The sequence below is a fragment of the Sphingomonas degradans genome, from assembly GCF_053502645.1.
Map to the genome: position 1 here is coordinate 1,264,374 of NZ_CP177172.1, position 15,076 is coordinate 1,279,449.

A 15,076-nucleotide genomic window follows, 5' to 3' on the forward strand; every position below is an offset into this window, starting at 1 on the left:
CATCGGGGCGCAAAGATCAAGCGCTGCCGACGCTGCGGCAACGGTTAAAAACGCCGCGTTACAGAACCAGCCCGGCGACGGGGTCGAGCCCGGCCATGATGTTCAGGTTCTGCACCGCCGCGCCGGCGGCACCCTTGCCCAGATTGTCGAGCGTGGCGACCAGCCGCGCCTGGCCGCGCTCGGCATTGCCGAACACGCGCAGGCTTAGGCGATCGGTGCCCGCATCCTCCTCGATCGACACCGCGGCGACATCGGCGGGAAGCACGCGCACCAGCGGACTGTCCTTATACGCCTCGCGCAGCGCGTTCTCGCACGCCTCGATCGACGGGCGCCGGGTGAAGCTGTGCAGGGGCAGGGGCACTTCGACGACCATGCCGCGATAAGTGCGCACCACCGCAGGCATGAAGATCGGCGGATGCTCGATCCGCGCGTGCTTCTGCATCTCCGGCACATGCTTGTGCGCCAGACCCAGGCCGTAACCGCGAAACGCGGTCTCGGTGAAATCGGGAGACTGGCTATCCTCGAACTCGGCGATCATTGCCTTGCCGCCGCCCGAATAGCCCGACACCGCGTTGACGCTGAACGGGAAATCATGCGGCACCAGCCCCGCACGGACCAGCGGGCGGACGAGTGCGAGGAAGCCGGTGGGGTAGCAGCCGGGGTTGCTGACGCGCGCCGCCTCGGCGATCGCAGTCGCCTGTCCCGGTTCCAACTCGGCAAAGCCATAGACCCAGTCGGGCGCGACCCGGTGCGCTGTCGATGCGTCGATCACGCGCACCCGCTCGTTGCGAATCATCGCCACGGCTTCGCGGGCGGCGTCATCGGGCAGGCAGAGGATGACGAAATCGGCGGAGTTCAGCGCGTCCTCGCGCTTGCGCGGGTCCTTGCGGTCCGCATCGGCCAGGACGATCGGCTCGATTCCGGCGCGGCCTTCCAGCCTTTCGCGAATCTCCAGGCCGGTCGTGCCCACCGCGCCGTCGATGAAAACCCGTGCGGTCATGCGTTCGTCCCCAATGCTGCGGCGTCGACATAGCCGACCAGTCCGCGACCGGGCGCAATCCCCCAGGCAAGGCCGCCCGCCAGTTCGAGTACCTCGAACACATCCCCCACCGTAAGCGGCGCGAGCACCTCCGACTCGGGTGCGCGAGCGGCGCGCAGAGTCGATGGTGCGGTCAGCACGCGCGGCATCGGTGCGGCGTAATGCGGCGCGAACACCCGGTCGGCCAGGCGCACATCGGCCAGGTCGCGGCGAACCGCATCGCGGCGCGGATCGATGGCGACCGAACGGCCGGTAAGAGCGAATCGCTTACGCGCTGGCCCGATGGGCAGCGGGCTCGCCGAGATGTTCGCCAGCGAGGAAATGCCCGAATTCTGCAAGAAACTCTGCCCCTTCAGCGGTACGCGCGACGAAGATGTTGCGTTTGTCGGTGTCGTCGCGTTGGCGGCGCAGATAGCCGAGCGTGCCCAGTCTATTCAAGGCGCGGGTTACTACGGGTTTGGAAACGTTCAGCGCACGCGCCAGACCCCGCACCGTATGGGGCCCCGGATCGAGATATACGAGCATCAGAAGCGCCATCTGACGATTGGTGAGATCGGGTTCCCCCGAACGCACATAATCGATCAGCGTGTTCTTCCAGGACGATAGCGACTGGTCGGGCATGGCGTTCACGGCACTCTACTCATCCGTTTCGACTCCGGCACGGGTCCGATTCAAGAACCAAACGCAGCCGGGCCGATCCGGTTTCAGTGCGCGTGCGAAATGTTACAGCTTTGTTGGTTGCGCCCCTTATCGCGGCCGTTGGCGCTTGCCGGTTGATCCAAAGGCCGGCGTCCCTTATGTCGCCGCTTTCACAACAGGTCCGGTATTGATGTTCACTTTCCTGCTCGTCGTCCACGCTATCATCGCGGCCATCCTGGTCGCCGTGATCCTTATGCAGCGCTCGGAGGGCGGCGGTCTCACCACGGGTGGCAGCCCGTCGGGCCTGATGTCGGCGCGCGGCGCCGCGGATTTCATGACGCGGCTGACGTCGATCCTCGCGGCGATGTTCATCGGCATGAGCATCCTGCTGGCGGTTCTTGCCGCGACTCAGCATTCGGCGACGATCGACACGTCGCTGCAGCGCGCACCCGCCGCACCGGTTACGTCGCCCACGGCGGCGCCGGGCGCACCCTTCGCGGTCGGCAACCAGACGGCGCCGGCAGCGGTTCCCGCCGAGGCGGGTAACGGCGCGGTTCCGCTCGCGCAGTAATCGATTCCGCCCGGCCAACGGGCGGTTCACCAATTAATTTGGATTCGCGCGCTTGTCGGCGCGCGCATTCTCACGCTAGGCGTTTTCTCCCATGGCGCGGTATATTTTCATCACCGGCGGCGTGGTCTCCTCGCTGGGCAAGGGTTTGATGGCGGCGAGCCTTGCGGCTCTGCTCCAGGCCCGAGGCTATCGAGTCCGCATCCGCAAATTCGATCCCTATCTGAACGTCGATCCCGGCACGATGTCGCCGCACCAGCATGGTGAGGTGTACGTCACCGACGATGGCGCCGAGACCGATCTGGATCTCGGCCATTATGAACGCTTTACCGGTGTTGCTTCGCGTCAGTCGGACAACGTCACGTCGGGCCGCATCTACAAGACGATCATCGAACGCGAGCGGCGCGGCGACTATCTGGGCGCCACCGTCCAGGTGATTCCGCACGTGACCGACGCGATCAAGGCGTTCGCACAGGCCGAGACCGAGGACCTGGATTTCGTGCTGTGCGAGATCGGCGGGACAGTGGGCGACATCGAGTCGCTGCCGTTCATCGAGGCGATTCGCCAGCTGCGCAACGACCTGGGCCGTGGCCAGACGGTCAGCATCCACGTCACGCTGGTGCCCTATATCTCGGCGGCCGGCGAGCTGAAGACCAAGCCGACGCAGCACAGCGTGCGCGAGCTGGCGGCGCTGGGCGTGCAGCCCGACGTGCTGGTGTGCCGATCGGAACGCGAGCTGCCCGCCAGCGATCGCGCCAAGATCGCGCAGTTCTGCAACGTGCCGCCCGCCGCCGTTATCCCGGCGCTGGATGCCAAGAGCATCTATGCGGTGCCGATGCAGTACCACCGCGAGGGACTCGATTCGGAAGTGCTGCGCGCGTTCGGGATCGAACCCGAAGCGCCGCCCGCGCTCGATCGCTGGGAAGACATCATGCGCCGGCTGGACAATCCGGAAGGCGAAGTGACGATCGGCGTGGTCGGCAAATATATGGGCGTCCCCGATGCCTATAAGTCGCTGCACGAGGCGCTGGTGCATGGCGGCATCGCCAATCGGGTGAAGGTCAATATCCGCTGGATCGACGCCGAGCTGTTCGAGCAGGGCGAGGAAGAGATCACCGCCAAGCTGGAGCCGATGCACGGCATCCTGGTCCCCGGCGGCTTCGGCGAGCGCGGTAGCGAGGGCAAGATCGCCGGCGTGCGCTTTGCCCGCGAGCGTCGCGTGCCGTTCTTCGGCATCTGTCTGGGTATGCAGATGGCGTGCATCGAGGGCGTCCGGGCGCAGGGCGTAGCGGATGCCTCCACCACTGAGTTCGGCCCGACCGAGGAACCGGTCGTCGGCATGATCACCGAATGGATGACCGCCGAGGGCATCCAGAAGCGCGAGGAAGGCGGCGACCTGGGCGGCACGATGCGGCTTGGCGCCTATCCGGCGCGGCTATCGGGCAACAGCGTCGTCTCCACGCTGTACGGCGCCGACGAGATCAGCGAGCGGCATCGCCACCGCTATGAAGTCAACACGCGCTACAAGGACATGCTCGAGCGCGACGGGCTGGTCTTTTCGGGCATGTCGCCCGATGGCTCGCTGCCCGAGATCGTCGAGCGGCCCGATCACCCCTGGTTCGTCGGCGTCCAGTTCCACCCCGAGCTGAAGTCCAAGCCGTTCGATCCGCACCCGCTGTTCGCCGGCTTCATCGAAGCCGCGCTGAAGCACAGCCGCCTGGTCTGAACCCGCAAAGGGCGCCCGGACCCTGGTCCGGGCGCCCCTGCTGCGGCGCCAAAGGGAGGAAAGCGCCGCGAGCGCGGCCCGGGGTGTCAGGCCGCCGTACGGTGTTCGATCGGGGTTGCGGGCGCATTCCCCGCATTCACTGCAATCCGCTTTGGCTTCATCGCTTCGGGCACTTCGCGGACCAGCTCGATCACTAGCAGGCCGTCGGCCAGGTCGGCGCGCTCGACACGGACGAAATCCGCCAGTTCGAATCGGCGCTCGAAGCTGCGCGTGGCGATGCCGAGATGCAGGAACGCACCCTGGTTGTTCTCGTTCTCTTCGCGCTTGCGGCCTGCGACGAGCAACAGGTTCTGCTGCGCCGTCACATCGATTTCGTCGGGCTTGAACCCGGCCACCGCCAGCGTGATGCGATAGCGATCCTCGGCCAGCCGTTCGAGGTTGAAGGGGGGGTAATTCTCGCTGCTCGCCTGGCGCGCACTGGTTTCGAGCAAGTCGAACAGGCGGTCGAATCCGATGGTCGAGCGGCGGAACGGGGTAAAATCAAACTGACGCATATCCAAATCCTCCGTTGAGCAAGTTGAACGTCGATTTTCAGGCGTCCGGCGTGCCGCGACACCCTGTGCGCGACCCCGATGGGCATCGCGCCGACCCGATATTGGTAGCAGAAGGCCGCTTTCAAGTGCGGCGGATTGCCCCGCCTGCGCGATCGGCAAGCGAAGCTAGGGGCTCGCAAACATTCGCTTGCTGGCTTATTCATACTGGAATGATGGAGATTCAGCCCAAGGAAAAACAAGGGGAATCCGATGCGCCTGTCTTCGCTGTCATTGCTGCTGCTTGCCACTGTATCTCCGCTGGGGGCCGTGGCGCAGGCGCATGACGACCCGACTGCCCCGAAGGCAGCGGTAAAGGACGATCCCGAGGCCGCAGCCGTGCAGGACCGCAACGACATCGTCGTCACGGCGCGGCGGCGCGAAGAGCGCGTTCAGGACGTGCCGATCGCCGTGTCGGTGCTGACGAGCGAGCAGCTGGCCGATACCGGCGCGTTCAACGTGAACCGGCTCCAGCAGCTCCAGCCCGCGTTGCAATTCTATTCGAGCAATCCGCGCAACTCGGCGATCAACATCCGCGGGCTCGGCGCGCCCTTCGGCCTCACCAATGACGGGATCGAACAGGGCGTCGGCTTCTATGTCGACGGCGTCTATATCGGTCGGATCGGCGCATCGACCTTCGATTTCGTCGATGTCGAGCGCGTCGAGGTGCTGCGCGGGCCGCAGGGCACGCTGTATGGCAAGAACACGACGGCGGGCGCGCTGAACATCACTACGCGCGCGCCCAGCTTCACGCCCGAGGCGCGGGTGGAACTGAGCGCGGGCAATTACGAGTTCGTCCAGGCGAAGTCCTCGGTGTCGGGCCCGTTGACCGACACGCTGGCGGTGCGCTTGTCCACCTCGGGCACGACGCGCAAGGGGACGATCTACAACAGCACGAGCGGCGAATATCTGCACCGCCAGCGCAATATCGGCGTGCGGGGGCAGGCGCTGTGGAAGGCGACGGAGTCGCTCGACCTGACCCTGTCGGGCGACCTGAATATCCAGAGCCCCGATTGCTGCGTACAATATTATGCGCGCGTCGGCGCGACGCAGCGACCGCTGAACCGTCAATATGCCGCGCTCGCCGCCGCGTTCGGCTATCGGCCGCCCAGCACCGACCCATTCGACCGCGTCACCGATTTGGATGCCAGCATCAATTCGCGGCAGGAAGTCGGAGGCGCTTCGCTCGTCGCCAACTGGGATATCGGCTTTGCGACGATCACTTCGGTAAGCGCATGGCGCTATTGGGACTGGCAGCCCCAGAACGACCGCGACTTTACCGGGCTTCCGATTACCACGGTTTCGCAGAACCCGTCGCAGCAGAAGCAATGGTCGCAGGAGTTGCGGCTCGCCTCCAACGGCGCAAGCCGGTTGCAATACACGGTGGGGGCGTTCCTCTTCCACCAGACGATCAACACCCAGGGATCGCAGGTGCAGGGGCCTGCGGCCAGCCGCTGGCTGCTCAATCCGGGCGCCAGCGTGGTGCCGGGGGCCGCCGGATGTGCAACACCAACGGCGAATGCCTGCAATCCGGCGGTGTTGAACGGGCTGACTTCGACCAACGCAATCAGCTTCGACAACACCAGCTTCGCCGTGTTCGGCAAGCTGAATTGGGAAGTGTTCGATCGTTTCCACGTCCAGCCGGGCCTGCGAGTCAACTATGACAAGAAGCGCGGCTCCTACACCTCGGTCGTCACCACTGCGACCGGCAGCACCACGCTGAACGCCGATCAGTCGGCGACGCTGGCCCCGCAAAGCTATGCGCCGCGCTTCAGCGATTGGAACGTCTCGGGCGACCTCACGCTGTCATACGATTTTTCGTCCGATATCCACGCCTATGCGACCTATGCACGCAGCTTCAAATCTGGGGGCATCAACCTGTCCGGTCTGCCGCTGAACGCTGCTGGTACGGGAGTCGACCTCAGCACCCAGACCGTGAAGCCCGAAAAGGTCGATCATTTCGAAGTGGGGCTTAAGACGCAGTTCCTCGATCGGCGCGTGACCTTCAATCTCGCCGGCTATTGGACGCTGGTGAATGATTACCAGGCAACTGTGAACAACGGACAGCTCACCGTGATTCGCGGCTATCTGGCCAATGCGGGTCAGGTGCGGTCGCGTGGCGTGGAGTTCGACAGCAGCTTCCGCCCGAGCGCTCGGTTCAACGCCTATGTCAACGGCACTTATACGGACGCGACGTACACACGCTTCGTCAACGCGCCATGCCCGCCCGAGCTTTCGGGCGGCACGGTGACCACGGGAACGCCTTCCGCGCCCGGTACGGCGGGCGGACGCAGCCCGGTGGCTTGCGACATTTCCGGCCAGGTGCTGCCGGGTATCTCCAAATGGGCATTCTCGTTCGGCGGCGAGGCCAATGTGCCGACGGCCAATGGCGGTCAGGTGTATGTCGGCTATGACGGGACCTACCGGTCCAAATTCTCGTCCAACCCGTCGGCGTCGGCATATACCTGGATCGACGGCTATTCGCTGTCCAACTTCCGCGCCGGCTATCGCAAGGGCGACCTCAACGTGTTCGCCTGGGTCCGCAATGCCTTCGACACCAAATATTTCGAGCTGCTCTCGACTCAGTCGGGCAGCACCGGGCTCATCGTCGGCCAGCCCGGCGATCCGCGCACTTATGGTTTGACGATCGGCAAGTCGTTCTGATCGTCGACGGACTGACCTCTCGCCATGGCCGGGGGAGGTTGGCGGATGGGGCAGGGGAAACCCGGCCCCGTCCGATAGAGAAAGGGAGGCGGAGCCCGCGCTGCCTCCCTTTTTTTACAATTCAGCGCAAGATGACGCGATGCCGACACGCGCGGGAAACAAAATAGCCCCAAAGACAAACGACCGGACTGTTTCCAGCCCGGTCGCCTGCGTGACGAATGCTCGTCAGCCCCCTTTGTCAGGCTTCTGCCCACACGCTTGTACTTGCCTACAAGCGGGGCGAAAGCCCTCCCCGAACCACGGCCTTTGCCTGCGTTTCGACAGGAGTTTTGCTAGGGCCTGACGCGGCATTTGTCACCGGCTTTGCAAGGGTGCGTCGCAGATTGGCGGCACCCTGTGTTGAATCGGCAACATCCCGGCGCACGGTCGGAATTGCCGCCGTCCATTGCCAGCGCCGGGCGGCTTGCCCTAGAGCAACCGGCGAGCACTCACGTCAGGGCCCCTGTTCGCATGTTACTCTCGCGCTACGAGCGGATGATCGCCCGCCGTTACCTTCTACCCGGCAGGAGCGAGGCGTTCATCGCCGTCGTCGCCGGATTCAGCCTTGTCGCGGTGATGCTCGGCGTGGCCGCGCTGATCGTCGTGATGAGCGTGATGAACGGCTTTCGCGCCGAGCTGTTCGACAAGATCACCGGGCTGAACGGTCACGCCGTGATCCAGGGCTATGGCGGGCAATTGCGCGACTGGCGCCAGATCGCCGCCGAAGCGCGCGCGACTCCGGGCGTCACCAGCGCGACGCCGCTGATCGAACAGCCGCTGTTCGTAAGCTTCAACGGGCGTGTCGAGTTCGCGCAGGTGCGCGGCATGCGCGTCGAGGACATTCGCGCCAACCCCGCGCTGAAGGGCAAGGAAGTGCTGGGCTCGCTCAAGCGCCTCCATCCGGGCGGCGAAGAGATCGCGATCGGATCGCGGCTGGCCGAATCGCTGGGGGCGACGATCGGCAGCGAAATATCGATCATCAACCCGCAGGGCTCGGCCACCGTGTTCGGGACGATGCCGCGCATCGTGAAGTACAAGGTGGCGACGATCTTCGAAGTCGGGGTCTATGATTTCGACAAGGTGTTCATCGTGATGCCGATCGAGGATGCGCAGACGCTGCTGTTGCTCGGCGATGCGGTGAGCATGATCGAAGTGGACACCAACGATCCCGACCATGTGGAAAAGATCGTTGCGCCGCTGGCGGAGAAGGTCGGCGATCGCGGGCAGATCAACGACTGGCGGATGATGAACCGCGAGCTGTTCGAGGCGCTGGCGGTGGACCGGATCGTGTCGTTCACGGTGCTGTCGATCATCCTGATCGTGGCGGCGTTCAACATCGTGTCGTCGCTCATCATGCTGGTGCGGTCCAAGACGCGCGACATCGCCGTGCTGCGCACGATGGGCGCGACGCGCAGCGGCCTGATGCGGATCTTCATGACCGTGGGCGTGACGATCGGCGCGCTGGGCGTGGCCGCAGGCGGCGTGCTGGGCTTCCTGTTCATCACCTTCCGCGCGAATGTGGTGCAGTTCATCGGGCTGGTGACGGGGCAGCAGGTGTGGGACCCGTCGATGCGGTTCCTCACCACGCTGCCGGCGCGCACCGATCCGATCGAGACGATCGGCATCTGCCTGATGGCATTGCTCTTCACCTTCCTCGCGACGCTGTATCCGGCATGGAAAGCGGCGAGCACCGATCCGGTACAGGTATTGCGGTATGAATGAGCCGGTTCTCCAGACGCGCGGGCTGAAGCGCAGCTTCGTCCAGGGCGAGTCCACGATCGAAGTGCTGCGCGGAGTCGACCTCGACATCATGCCGGGCGAGATCGTCGCGCTGCTCGGGCCCTCCGGCTCGGGCAAATCGACGCTGCTCCAGGCGGTGGGCCTGCTGGAAGGCGGGTTCGACGGGTCGATCCTGATCGCCGGCAAGGAAGCCGCGCAGCTACCGGCGGGCGGGCGCGCGGATGTGCGGCGCGACAAGCTGGGCTTCGTCTATCAGTTCCACCACCTGCTGCCCGATTTCAACGCGCTGGAAAACGTCGTCCTGCCCCAGATGATAAAGGGTGCGCTGCGCAAGGATGCCGATGCGCGCGCCGCGCAGCTGCTGACCGCGCTGGGACTCGGCACGCGGATGACGCACCGGCCCAACCAGCTTTCGGGCGGCGAGCAGCAGCGCGTCGCCGTGGCCCGCGCGCTGGCCAACGGCCCGGCGCTGGTGCTGGCGGACGAGCCGACCGGCAATCTGGACGAGGCGACGGCGGACAAGGTGCTCGAGGAGTTCCTCAGCCTGGTGCGCGGGCAGGGGTCTGCGGCGCTGATCGCCACGCATAACGAACGGCTGGCGGCGCGGATGGACCGCGTCGTGCGGCTGCACGAAGGAAGGCTGGTCGAACAGGCATGAGCGCGATCACCGATATTCCCGTCACGGCGCCGGATGGCAGCCAGACCGACCTGTCGGCCTTTGCCGGGCAGGTGCTGCTGATCGTCAACACGGCGTCGAAATGCGGCTTTACCCCGCAATATGCCGAACTCGAGGCGCTGTACCGCACCTATCGCGATCGCGGATTCGCGGTGCTCGGCTTTCCCTGCAACCAGTTCGGGGCGCAGGAGCCGGGCGACGCGGCGGAAATCGCCAGTTTCTGCTCGCTCAACTATGACGTGACCTTCCCGATGTTCGGCAAGATCGACGTCAATGGCGCGAACGCCGCGCCGCTGTTCGTCGCGCTGGAGCGGGCGGCGCCGGGGGTGCTGGGGTCGAAGTCGATCAAGTGGAACTTCACCAAATTCCTGGTGGACCGGACCGGCACGCCGGTGTCGCGCTATGCCCCGACCACCAAGCCCAGCGACATCGCCGGCGCGATCGAGGCGCTGCTTTAACCTATCGCTCGGTGGCGAGGCGGGGGCGCCCCGCCACCGGGGAACGGATGACGGGCGCCGCTCGGCACAAGGCGCCATCCATTCAAGCGGGTGCGCGGCGACGGGTGCGGGAGGAGTCGATTGCACCCGCCGCCGCGCGGGAAGTCTGCGGACGCCGGCTTTGGGAGGGGGGCGCCGACGCCCGCATACTTCCGTTCAGTGCACGCCCGAGGCCGGCAGGCAGATGACATATTGCCCGCTGCTCTCCACGCCCGAGCGATCGGCCATCTCATCGGCAGCGACGAGGTGGCGCAGGTTCACCAGCGTGCCGACCATCGCCGTGGCGCCCCGGATCGGGCGTTTACGCGGCGCGCGGCGCGGCGCTGCCTGCAGGCTGCGCAGGTCGCGGCGGGCGGGCTCGGCCATGCGGGCCATCCGCTGCGCCACCGACGCGGCATCGCCCGCCCGGCCGAACTCGCGCCAGACGACGCGGAAGCCGGCGGGCACCGGGGCCCAGTCGGCCTCTCCCTCGCTGCGGATCAGGTCGCAGCCGCAATGGTGGCACAGCGCGAACTCCAGCCCCTGATTGCAATGGCGGTCTGCCATCGCGACATGACCGAGCACCGAGCAAAGTATCGCCATTTCAATGCACTCCTTGCTTGCTGTCGGGGGTTTCGCGGGTTTCGACGCGATAGGCGGCGAGGGCGCGGAACTGTTCGTCGTCGCTCGCCAGCGCGCGATCGGGGGCCCAGATCTCGAAGCGCTCGCCGGTGCCGACGAACAGCGCCTGATTGCCGATATGCCCCAGATGGCGCATCGCGGCGGGGATGCGCAGCGTCGTTTCGCCGCGCGGCATCCGGTCGACCAGGCCAAACGCCCGGCGCGACCGGCGGAAATGGCCGCGTTCGTCGTCGCCGCGCGCTTCGTCGGCGCGACGGCGGCGCTCGGTCCGGTGGGCGATCCGGCGGAGCTGGCGGCGGTCATAGCCGACCAGACAATCGTCGGACTGGTGCTTGCCGACCAGCAATTCGGTGGTGCCGGGGGCCAGCGCGTCGCGGACGAAGCCGGGGATCGGCACGGTCCCGTCCGGTTCGACATCGCAAAGCGCACTGCCGTGGAAAAGCGCGGACATGGTTACCCCCTTCGATACACAATGCGATCGCGCGAGGACGGTTACCGTTTCGGCGATTTCATTAACGATACCTTGAGCGGGGTCCGGGCGAGTCGCTATTCCGGGGCGCTCCGCTCCGCGACTCCGCGTTAAGGGCAGGCCCCATTGGGTATTTGCCGTATTGTATGGTAAACGACTCGTTAACCTGTGGATTGTCACGGTGGGCGGTTGGCAAAGTGCCCCGCCCGCGACTAGGGTCCGCCGAATGGCGCATTCGGGTTTCGTACCGCTCCGGGTTTTCTCGTCCTACACCATGCTGGAAGGCGCGATCGAGCCGAAGCTGATCGCGAAGCGTGCGCGCGAGCTGGGCTTTCCCGCTGCCGCCGTCAGCGACCGCAACGGGCTTTACGCCGCCATGTCGTTTTCCGACGCCGCCAAGAAGGCGGGGGTTCAGCCGATCATCGGCACCTTTCTGGCAGTCAAGCGTCCCGACATGCCCGACGGCGTGGCTGCCCCGATCGACTGGATCGCGCTCTATGCGCAGGACGAGCAGGGCTACACCAATTTGTGCGACCTGGTGTCGATGGCGCATCTGGGGCGTCCGATCGAAGAGGAGGCGCATGTCACGTTCGAGGGGCTCAAGGGCCGCACCGACGGGCTGATCGCACTGACGGCGGGCGCCGAAGGCGGGCTGACGCGCTTGTATGCCGAAGGGCAGGACGCGGCGGCGGAGGCCTATGCCGCGCGGCTGGAGGCGCTGTTCCCCGACCGTCTCTATATCGAGATCGTCCGCCGCCTGAACGAAGTCGAAGGGCGGGCCGAACCCAAGCTGCTCGACTATGCCTATGCGCGCAACCTGCCGCTGGTGGGCACCAATCCATGCTGCTTCGCCGAGGAAACGTTCCACGAGGCGCATGACGCGATGCTGTGCATCGCCAATTCGTCGTACATCGCCAGCGAGGATCGCCCACGCAGCTCGCCCGATGCGTGGATGAAGCCGGCGACCGAGATGCGATCGCTGTTCGCCGACCTGCCCGAGGCGATCGAGAACACGCTGGTCGTCGCCCAGCGCTGCGCCGTCGCCGCGCCCAAGCGCAAGCCGATCCTGCCCAGCCTGGCCGGCGACCGCGAGGGCGAGGCGCGGATGCTGCGCGAGCAATCGCTGGCGGGGCTCGACATGCGGCTGGAAAAGGCCGGGATCACAGACCCGGAGCAGCGCAAACGCTATATGGACCGGCTGGAATTCGAGCTGGACGTCATCATCCAGATGGGGTTCCCCGGCTATTTCCTGATCGTCGCCGACTTCATCAAATGGGCCAAGGCGCACGACATTCCGGTGGGGCCGGGGCGTGGTTCGGGCGCGGGCTCGGTGGTCGCGTGGGTGCTGACGATCACCGATCTCGATCCGCTCAAGCTGGGCCTGCTGTTCGAGCGATTCCTGAACCCGGAACGTGTGTCGATGCCCGACTTCGACATCGACTTCTGCGAAACGCGGCGCGGCGAAGTGATCCGCTATGTCCAGCAGAAATATGGCGCGGACCATGTGGCGCAGATCATCACCTTCGGGACGATGAAGGCGCGCGCGGTGCTGAAGGACGTGGGGCGCGTGCTCCAGATGAGCTATGGCCAGGTCGATCGGCTCGCGAAGCAGATCCCGAACCTGCCCGCCGACCCCTGGACGCTGGAGCGTACGCTGAACGGCGTCAGCGAGTTCCACCACGAATACCAGACCGACAGCGGCGTCCGGCACCTGATCGACCTGTCGATGCGACTCGAAGGGCTGCCGCGCCACAGCTCGACGCACGCCGCCGGCGTGGTGATCGGCGATCGGCCGCTGGCCGAGCTGGTGCCGCTGTACCGCGATCCGCGATCGGACATGCCGGTCACCCAGTTCGACATGAAATATGTCGAAGGTGCGGGCCTGGTGAAGTTCGACTTTCTGGGCCTCAAGACGCTGTCGGTGCTCAAAAAGGCCGTCGAGCTGATCGCCGACCGGGGCATCGAGGTCGATCTCGACGCGCTCGGCTGGGATGACCCCGAAGTCTATGACCTGCTCCAGCGCGGCGACACGGTGGGCGTGTTCCAGCTGGAATCCGAAGGGATGCGGCGCACGCTGACGGCAGTGCGCCCGACCAATTTCGGCGACATCATCGCGCTCGTCTCGCTCTATCGCCCCGGCCCGATGGATAACATCCCGATGTTCGGCCACCGCAAGGCGGGACGCGAGCCGATCGTCTATCCGCACGACCTGCTCGAGCCGATCCTGAACGAAACCTACGGCATCTTCGTCTATCAGGAACAGGTGATGCAGGCCGCGCAGATCCTGGCGGGCTATTCGCTGGGCGGCGCGGACATGCTCCGCCGCGCGATGGGCAAGAAGATCAAGGCGGAGATGGACACCCAGCGTGCCATTTTCGTCAAGGGCTGCGCCGAAGTGAACGGCATCAAGGAGGCCAAGGCCAACGAGCTGTTCGATTTGATCGACAAGTTTGCCGGATACGGCTTCAACAAGTCGCACGCCGCCGCCTATGCGCTGCTGGCCTATCAGACGGCGTGGCTCAAGGCGCATTATCCGCACGAGTTCTTCGCCGCATCCATGGCGTACGACATCCATCAGACGGACAAGCTGGCGATCTTTGCCGATGACATGCGCCGGCTGGGGATCGATTGCCTCGGGCCCGACATCAATGCGAGCCTGGCCGACTTCAATGTCGAGAAACATGGCGAGGGCTATGCCGTGCGCTATGCGCTGGGCGCGCTGAAGGGCGTGGGCGAGCGGGCGATGGAACTGCTGGTCGAGGAACGCGACGCCAATGGCCGTTTCCAGTCGGTGGACGATTTCGCCAAGCGGATCGACCCGCGCCTCATCAACAAGCGGCAGCTGGAGACGCTGGCGGGCGCCGGGGCGTTCGACGGGATCGAGCCCAACCGCGCCGGGCTGTTCGCGGCGGCCGAGACGGTGCTGGCCGTGGCGCAGCGCACGCAGGAGAGCCGGACCAGCGGGCAGGGCGGCCTGTTCGGCGATTCGGATACCGGCGGCGGGGCGGTGCAGTTGCCGGCCTCTGCGCACTGGTCGATGATGGAGCGCACCAACGCGGAGCGGGACGCGTTCGGCTATTATTTCTCGGCGCATCCGCTCGACCGCTATGCCCAGCTCGCCCGGATGCACGGCGCGCGGGACATTGTGACGCTGGGCGAAGTGCCCATTCCCGATGGCGCGCGGGTGGGCTCCACCATCGCCGCGCTGGTCGAGGATGCGCGCTGGCGCACCTCTGCGCGGGGCAATCGCTATCTGATGGCGACGATCTCCGACACCAGCGGCCAGTGCCTGACGACCTGTTTCGACGAGCTGGCGGCAAAGGATATGGAAGAGGCGGCAAAGGCGGGAAGCTGCGCGATCCTGACCGTGGAACTGGACAAGCGCGCGGGCGAGGATACGCCGCGCGTGTCGGTGAAGCGCGTCCAGCCGTTTGAGGCGCTGGCGAACAGCGCGCGGCTGCTACTCGACCTGCATATCGACGATGCCGCCGCGATCGCGCGGCTGGTCGAGGTGATCGGCCCCCTGCGCGGCGGGCGCAGCACGGTGCGGCTCTGGGTGCCCTATGGCGCTGAGGGGCAGGCGGAGGTGGTGCTCGGCCGCAACTTCCTGATCGAGGAGGAACTGGTCGCCCGCATCCGCGCGATGCCCGGCATCCGCGCCGCCGAGTTCGGGCGACCCGACGTAACGCTGGCCGCTGCGGCATAATCCTGCATCGGGTACGGGGGCGCGCGTCTCCGCACACATAATGAAATACGCGCGGCTCTCGACTCCACCCTCGCGAGAGCGTTACCCTTCGCCAAACAAGAA

13 protein-coding genes are annotated in these 15,076 nt (G+C 65.8%); 7 read left to right on the top strand and 6 right to left on the bottom strand.

Translation table 11 applies throughout. The features are described from left to right. Nucleotides 1–58: 58 nt before the first annotated feature. The 3 genes from argC to ACG3SL_RS05640 are packed head-to-tail and all read right to left on the bottom strand — an operon-like array spanning nt 59 to nt 1,660. A complete protein-coding gene (gene argC, locus ACG3SL_RS05630; protein WP_448664160.1) occupies nt 59–1,000 on the bottom strand; it encodes an N-acetyl-gamma-glutamyl-phosphate reductase in 942 nt (313 codons plus the stop codon). Next, nucleotides 997–1,377 carry an SH3 domain-containing protein gene (locus ACG3SL_RS05635; protein ID WP_448664161.1) on the bottom strand — a complete coding sequence of 127 codons (381 nt, stop codon included), beginning with the start codon at nt 1,375–1,377 and terminating at the stop codon, nt 997–999. The genes argC and ACG3SL_RS05635 overlap by 4 nt, the downstream gene beginning before the upstream one ends. Beyond that, a complete protein-coding gene (locus ACG3SL_RS05640; RefSeq protein ID WP_448665074.1) occupies nt 1,307–1,660 on the bottom strand; it encodes a MarR family transcriptional regulator in 354 nt (117 codons plus the stop codon). Before ACG3SL_RS05640 ends, ACG3SL_RS05635 begins: the two co-directional genes overlap by 71 nt. Before the next feature lie 208 nt (nt 1,661–1,868). Here ACG3SL_RS05640 and secG point away from each other — a divergent pair, with 208 nt between their 5' ends. Together secG and ACG3SL_RS05650 are read left to right on the top strand one after the other, a co-directional pair. Then, nucleotides 1,869–2,249, top strand: a complete 381-nt coding sequence (secG, locus tag ACG3SL_RS05645; protein WP_448665075.1) for a preprotein translocase subunit SecG — start codon at nt 1,869–1,871, stop codon at nt 2,247–2,249. Between the two features lie 91 nt (nt 2,250–2,340). Then, the gene (locus tag ACG3SL_RS05650) at nt 2,341–3,972 is read left to right on the top strand and encodes a CTP synthase (RefSeq protein ID WP_448664162.1); all 1,632 of its coding nucleotides are present in this window, start codon (nt 2,341–2,343) and stop codon (nt 3,970–3,972) included. A gap of 86 nt (nt 3,973–4,058) precedes the next feature. Here ACG3SL_RS05650 and ACG3SL_RS05655 read toward each other — a convergent pair whose 3' ends face one another. Further along, on the bottom strand, nt 4,059–4,526 hold the full coding sequence (locus ACG3SL_RS05655; RefSeq protein WP_448664163.1) for an Hsp20 family protein: 468 nt from the start codon (nt 4,524–4,526) through the stop codon (nt 4,059–4,061). A gap of 249 nt (nt 4,527–4,775) precedes the next feature. Between ACG3SL_RS05655 and ACG3SL_RS05660 the strand changes: the two genes are divergently transcribed. The 4 genes from ACG3SL_RS05660 (at nt 4,776) to ACG3SL_RS05675 (ending at nt 10,139) form a co-directional block, all read left to right on the top strand. Further along, nucleotides 4,776–7,226, top strand: a complete 2,451-nt coding sequence (locus tag ACG3SL_RS05660; RefSeq protein ID WP_448664164.1) for a TonB-dependent receptor — start codon at nt 4,776–4,778, stop codon at nt 7,224–7,226. Between the two features lie 510 nt (nt 7,227–7,736). Then, nucleotides 7,737–8,987: a lipoprotein-releasing ABC transporter permease subunit gene (locus ACG3SL_RS05665; RefSeq protein WP_448664165.1), complete on the top strand. Its 1,251-nt coding sequence runs from the start codon at nt 7,737–7,739 to the stop codon at nt 8,985–8,987. Beyond that, on the top strand, nt 8,980–9,663 hold the full coding sequence (locus ACG3SL_RS05670; RefSeq protein ID WP_448664166.1) for an ABC transporter ATP-binding protein: 684 nt from the start codon (nt 8,980–8,982) through the stop codon (nt 9,661–9,663). Before ACG3SL_RS05665 ends, ACG3SL_RS05670 begins: the two co-directional genes overlap by 8 nt. Continuing rightward, complete coding sequence (locus ACG3SL_RS05675) at nt 9,660–10,139, top strand: glutathione peroxidase (RefSeq protein ID WP_448664167.1); 480 nt, start codon at nt 9,660–9,662, stop codon at nt 10,137–10,139. Before ACG3SL_RS05670 ends, ACG3SL_RS05675 begins: the two co-directional genes overlap by 4 nt. 195 nt (nt 10,140–10,334) lie before the next feature. On the opposite strand, the gene ACG3SL_RS05680 is transcribed toward ACG3SL_RS05675, so the two are convergent. Next, entirely contained in the window at nt 10,335–10,760 is a 426-nt protein-coding gene (locus tag ACG3SL_RS05680; protein WP_448664168.1) for a hypothetical protein, read from the bottom strand. Between the two features lies 1 nt (nt 10,761). Next, nucleotides 10,762–11,250, bottom strand: coding sequence for a hypothetical protein (locus ACG3SL_RS05685; RefSeq protein ID WP_448664169.1), 489 nt, complete (start codon nt 11,248–11,250; stop codon nt 10,762–10,764). Between the two features lie 244 nt (nt 11,251–11,494). On the opposite strand from ACG3SL_RS05685, the gene dnaE reads away from it, so the two are divergent. Next, nucleotides 11,495–14,974, top strand: a complete 3,480-nt coding sequence (gene dnaE / locus ACG3SL_RS05690) for a DNA polymerase III subunit alpha (RefSeq protein ID WP_448664170.1) — start codon at nt 11,495–11,497, stop codon at nt 14,972–14,974. The last annotated feature ends 102 nt before the right edge of the window (nt 14,975–15,076 follow it).

Excerpts from the sequence above, each read along its gene's own strand:
- argC (WP_448664160.1), bottom strand. The coding sequence starts at position 1,000 with ATGACCGCACGGGTTTTCATCGACGGCGCGGTGGGCACGACCGGCCTG.
- ACG3SL_RS05640 (WP_448665074.1), bottom strand. The coding sequence starts at position 1,660 with ATGCCCGACCAGTCGCTATCGTCCTGGAAGAACACGCTGATCGATTAT.
- secG (WP_448665075.1), top strand. The coding sequence starts at position 1,869 with ATGTTCACTTTCCTGCTCGTCGTCCACGCTATCATCGCGGCCATCCTG.
- ACG3SL_RS05650 (WP_448664162.1), top strand. The coding sequence starts at position 2,341 with ATGGCGCGGTATATTTTCATCACCGGCGGCGTGGTCTCCTCGCTGGGC.
- ACG3SL_RS05655 (WP_448664163.1), bottom strand. The coding sequence starts at position 4,526 with ATGCGTCAGTTTGATTTTACCCCGTTCCGCCGCTCGACCATCGGATTC.
- ACG3SL_RS05660 (WP_448664164.1), top strand. The coding sequence starts at position 4,776 with ATGCGCCTGTCTTCGCTGTCATTGCTGCTGCTTGCCACTGTATCTCCG.
- ACG3SL_RS05665 (WP_448664165.1), top strand. The coding sequence starts at position 7,737 with ATGTTACTCTCGCGCTACGAGCGGATGATCGCCCGCCGTTACCTTCTA.
- ACG3SL_RS05670 (WP_448664166.1), top strand. The coding sequence starts at position 8,980 with ATGAATGAGCCGGTTCTCCAGACGCGCGGGCTGAAGCGCAGCTTCGTC.
- ACG3SL_RS05675 (WP_448664167.1), top strand. The coding sequence starts at position 9,660 with ATGAGCGCGATCACCGATATTCCCGTCACGGCGCCGGATGGCAGCCAG.
- ACG3SL_RS05680 (WP_448664168.1), bottom strand. The coding sequence starts at position 10,760 with ATGGCGATACTTTGCTCGGTGCTCGGTCATGTCGCGATGGCAGACCGC.
- ACG3SL_RS05685 (WP_448664169.1), bottom strand. The coding sequence starts at position 11,250 with ATGTCCGCGCTTTTCCACGGCAGTGCGCTTTGCGATGTCGAACCGGAC.
- dnaE (WP_448664170.1), top strand. The coding sequence starts at position 11,495 with ATGGCGCATTCGGGTTTCGTACCGCTCCGGGTTTTCTCGTCCTACACC.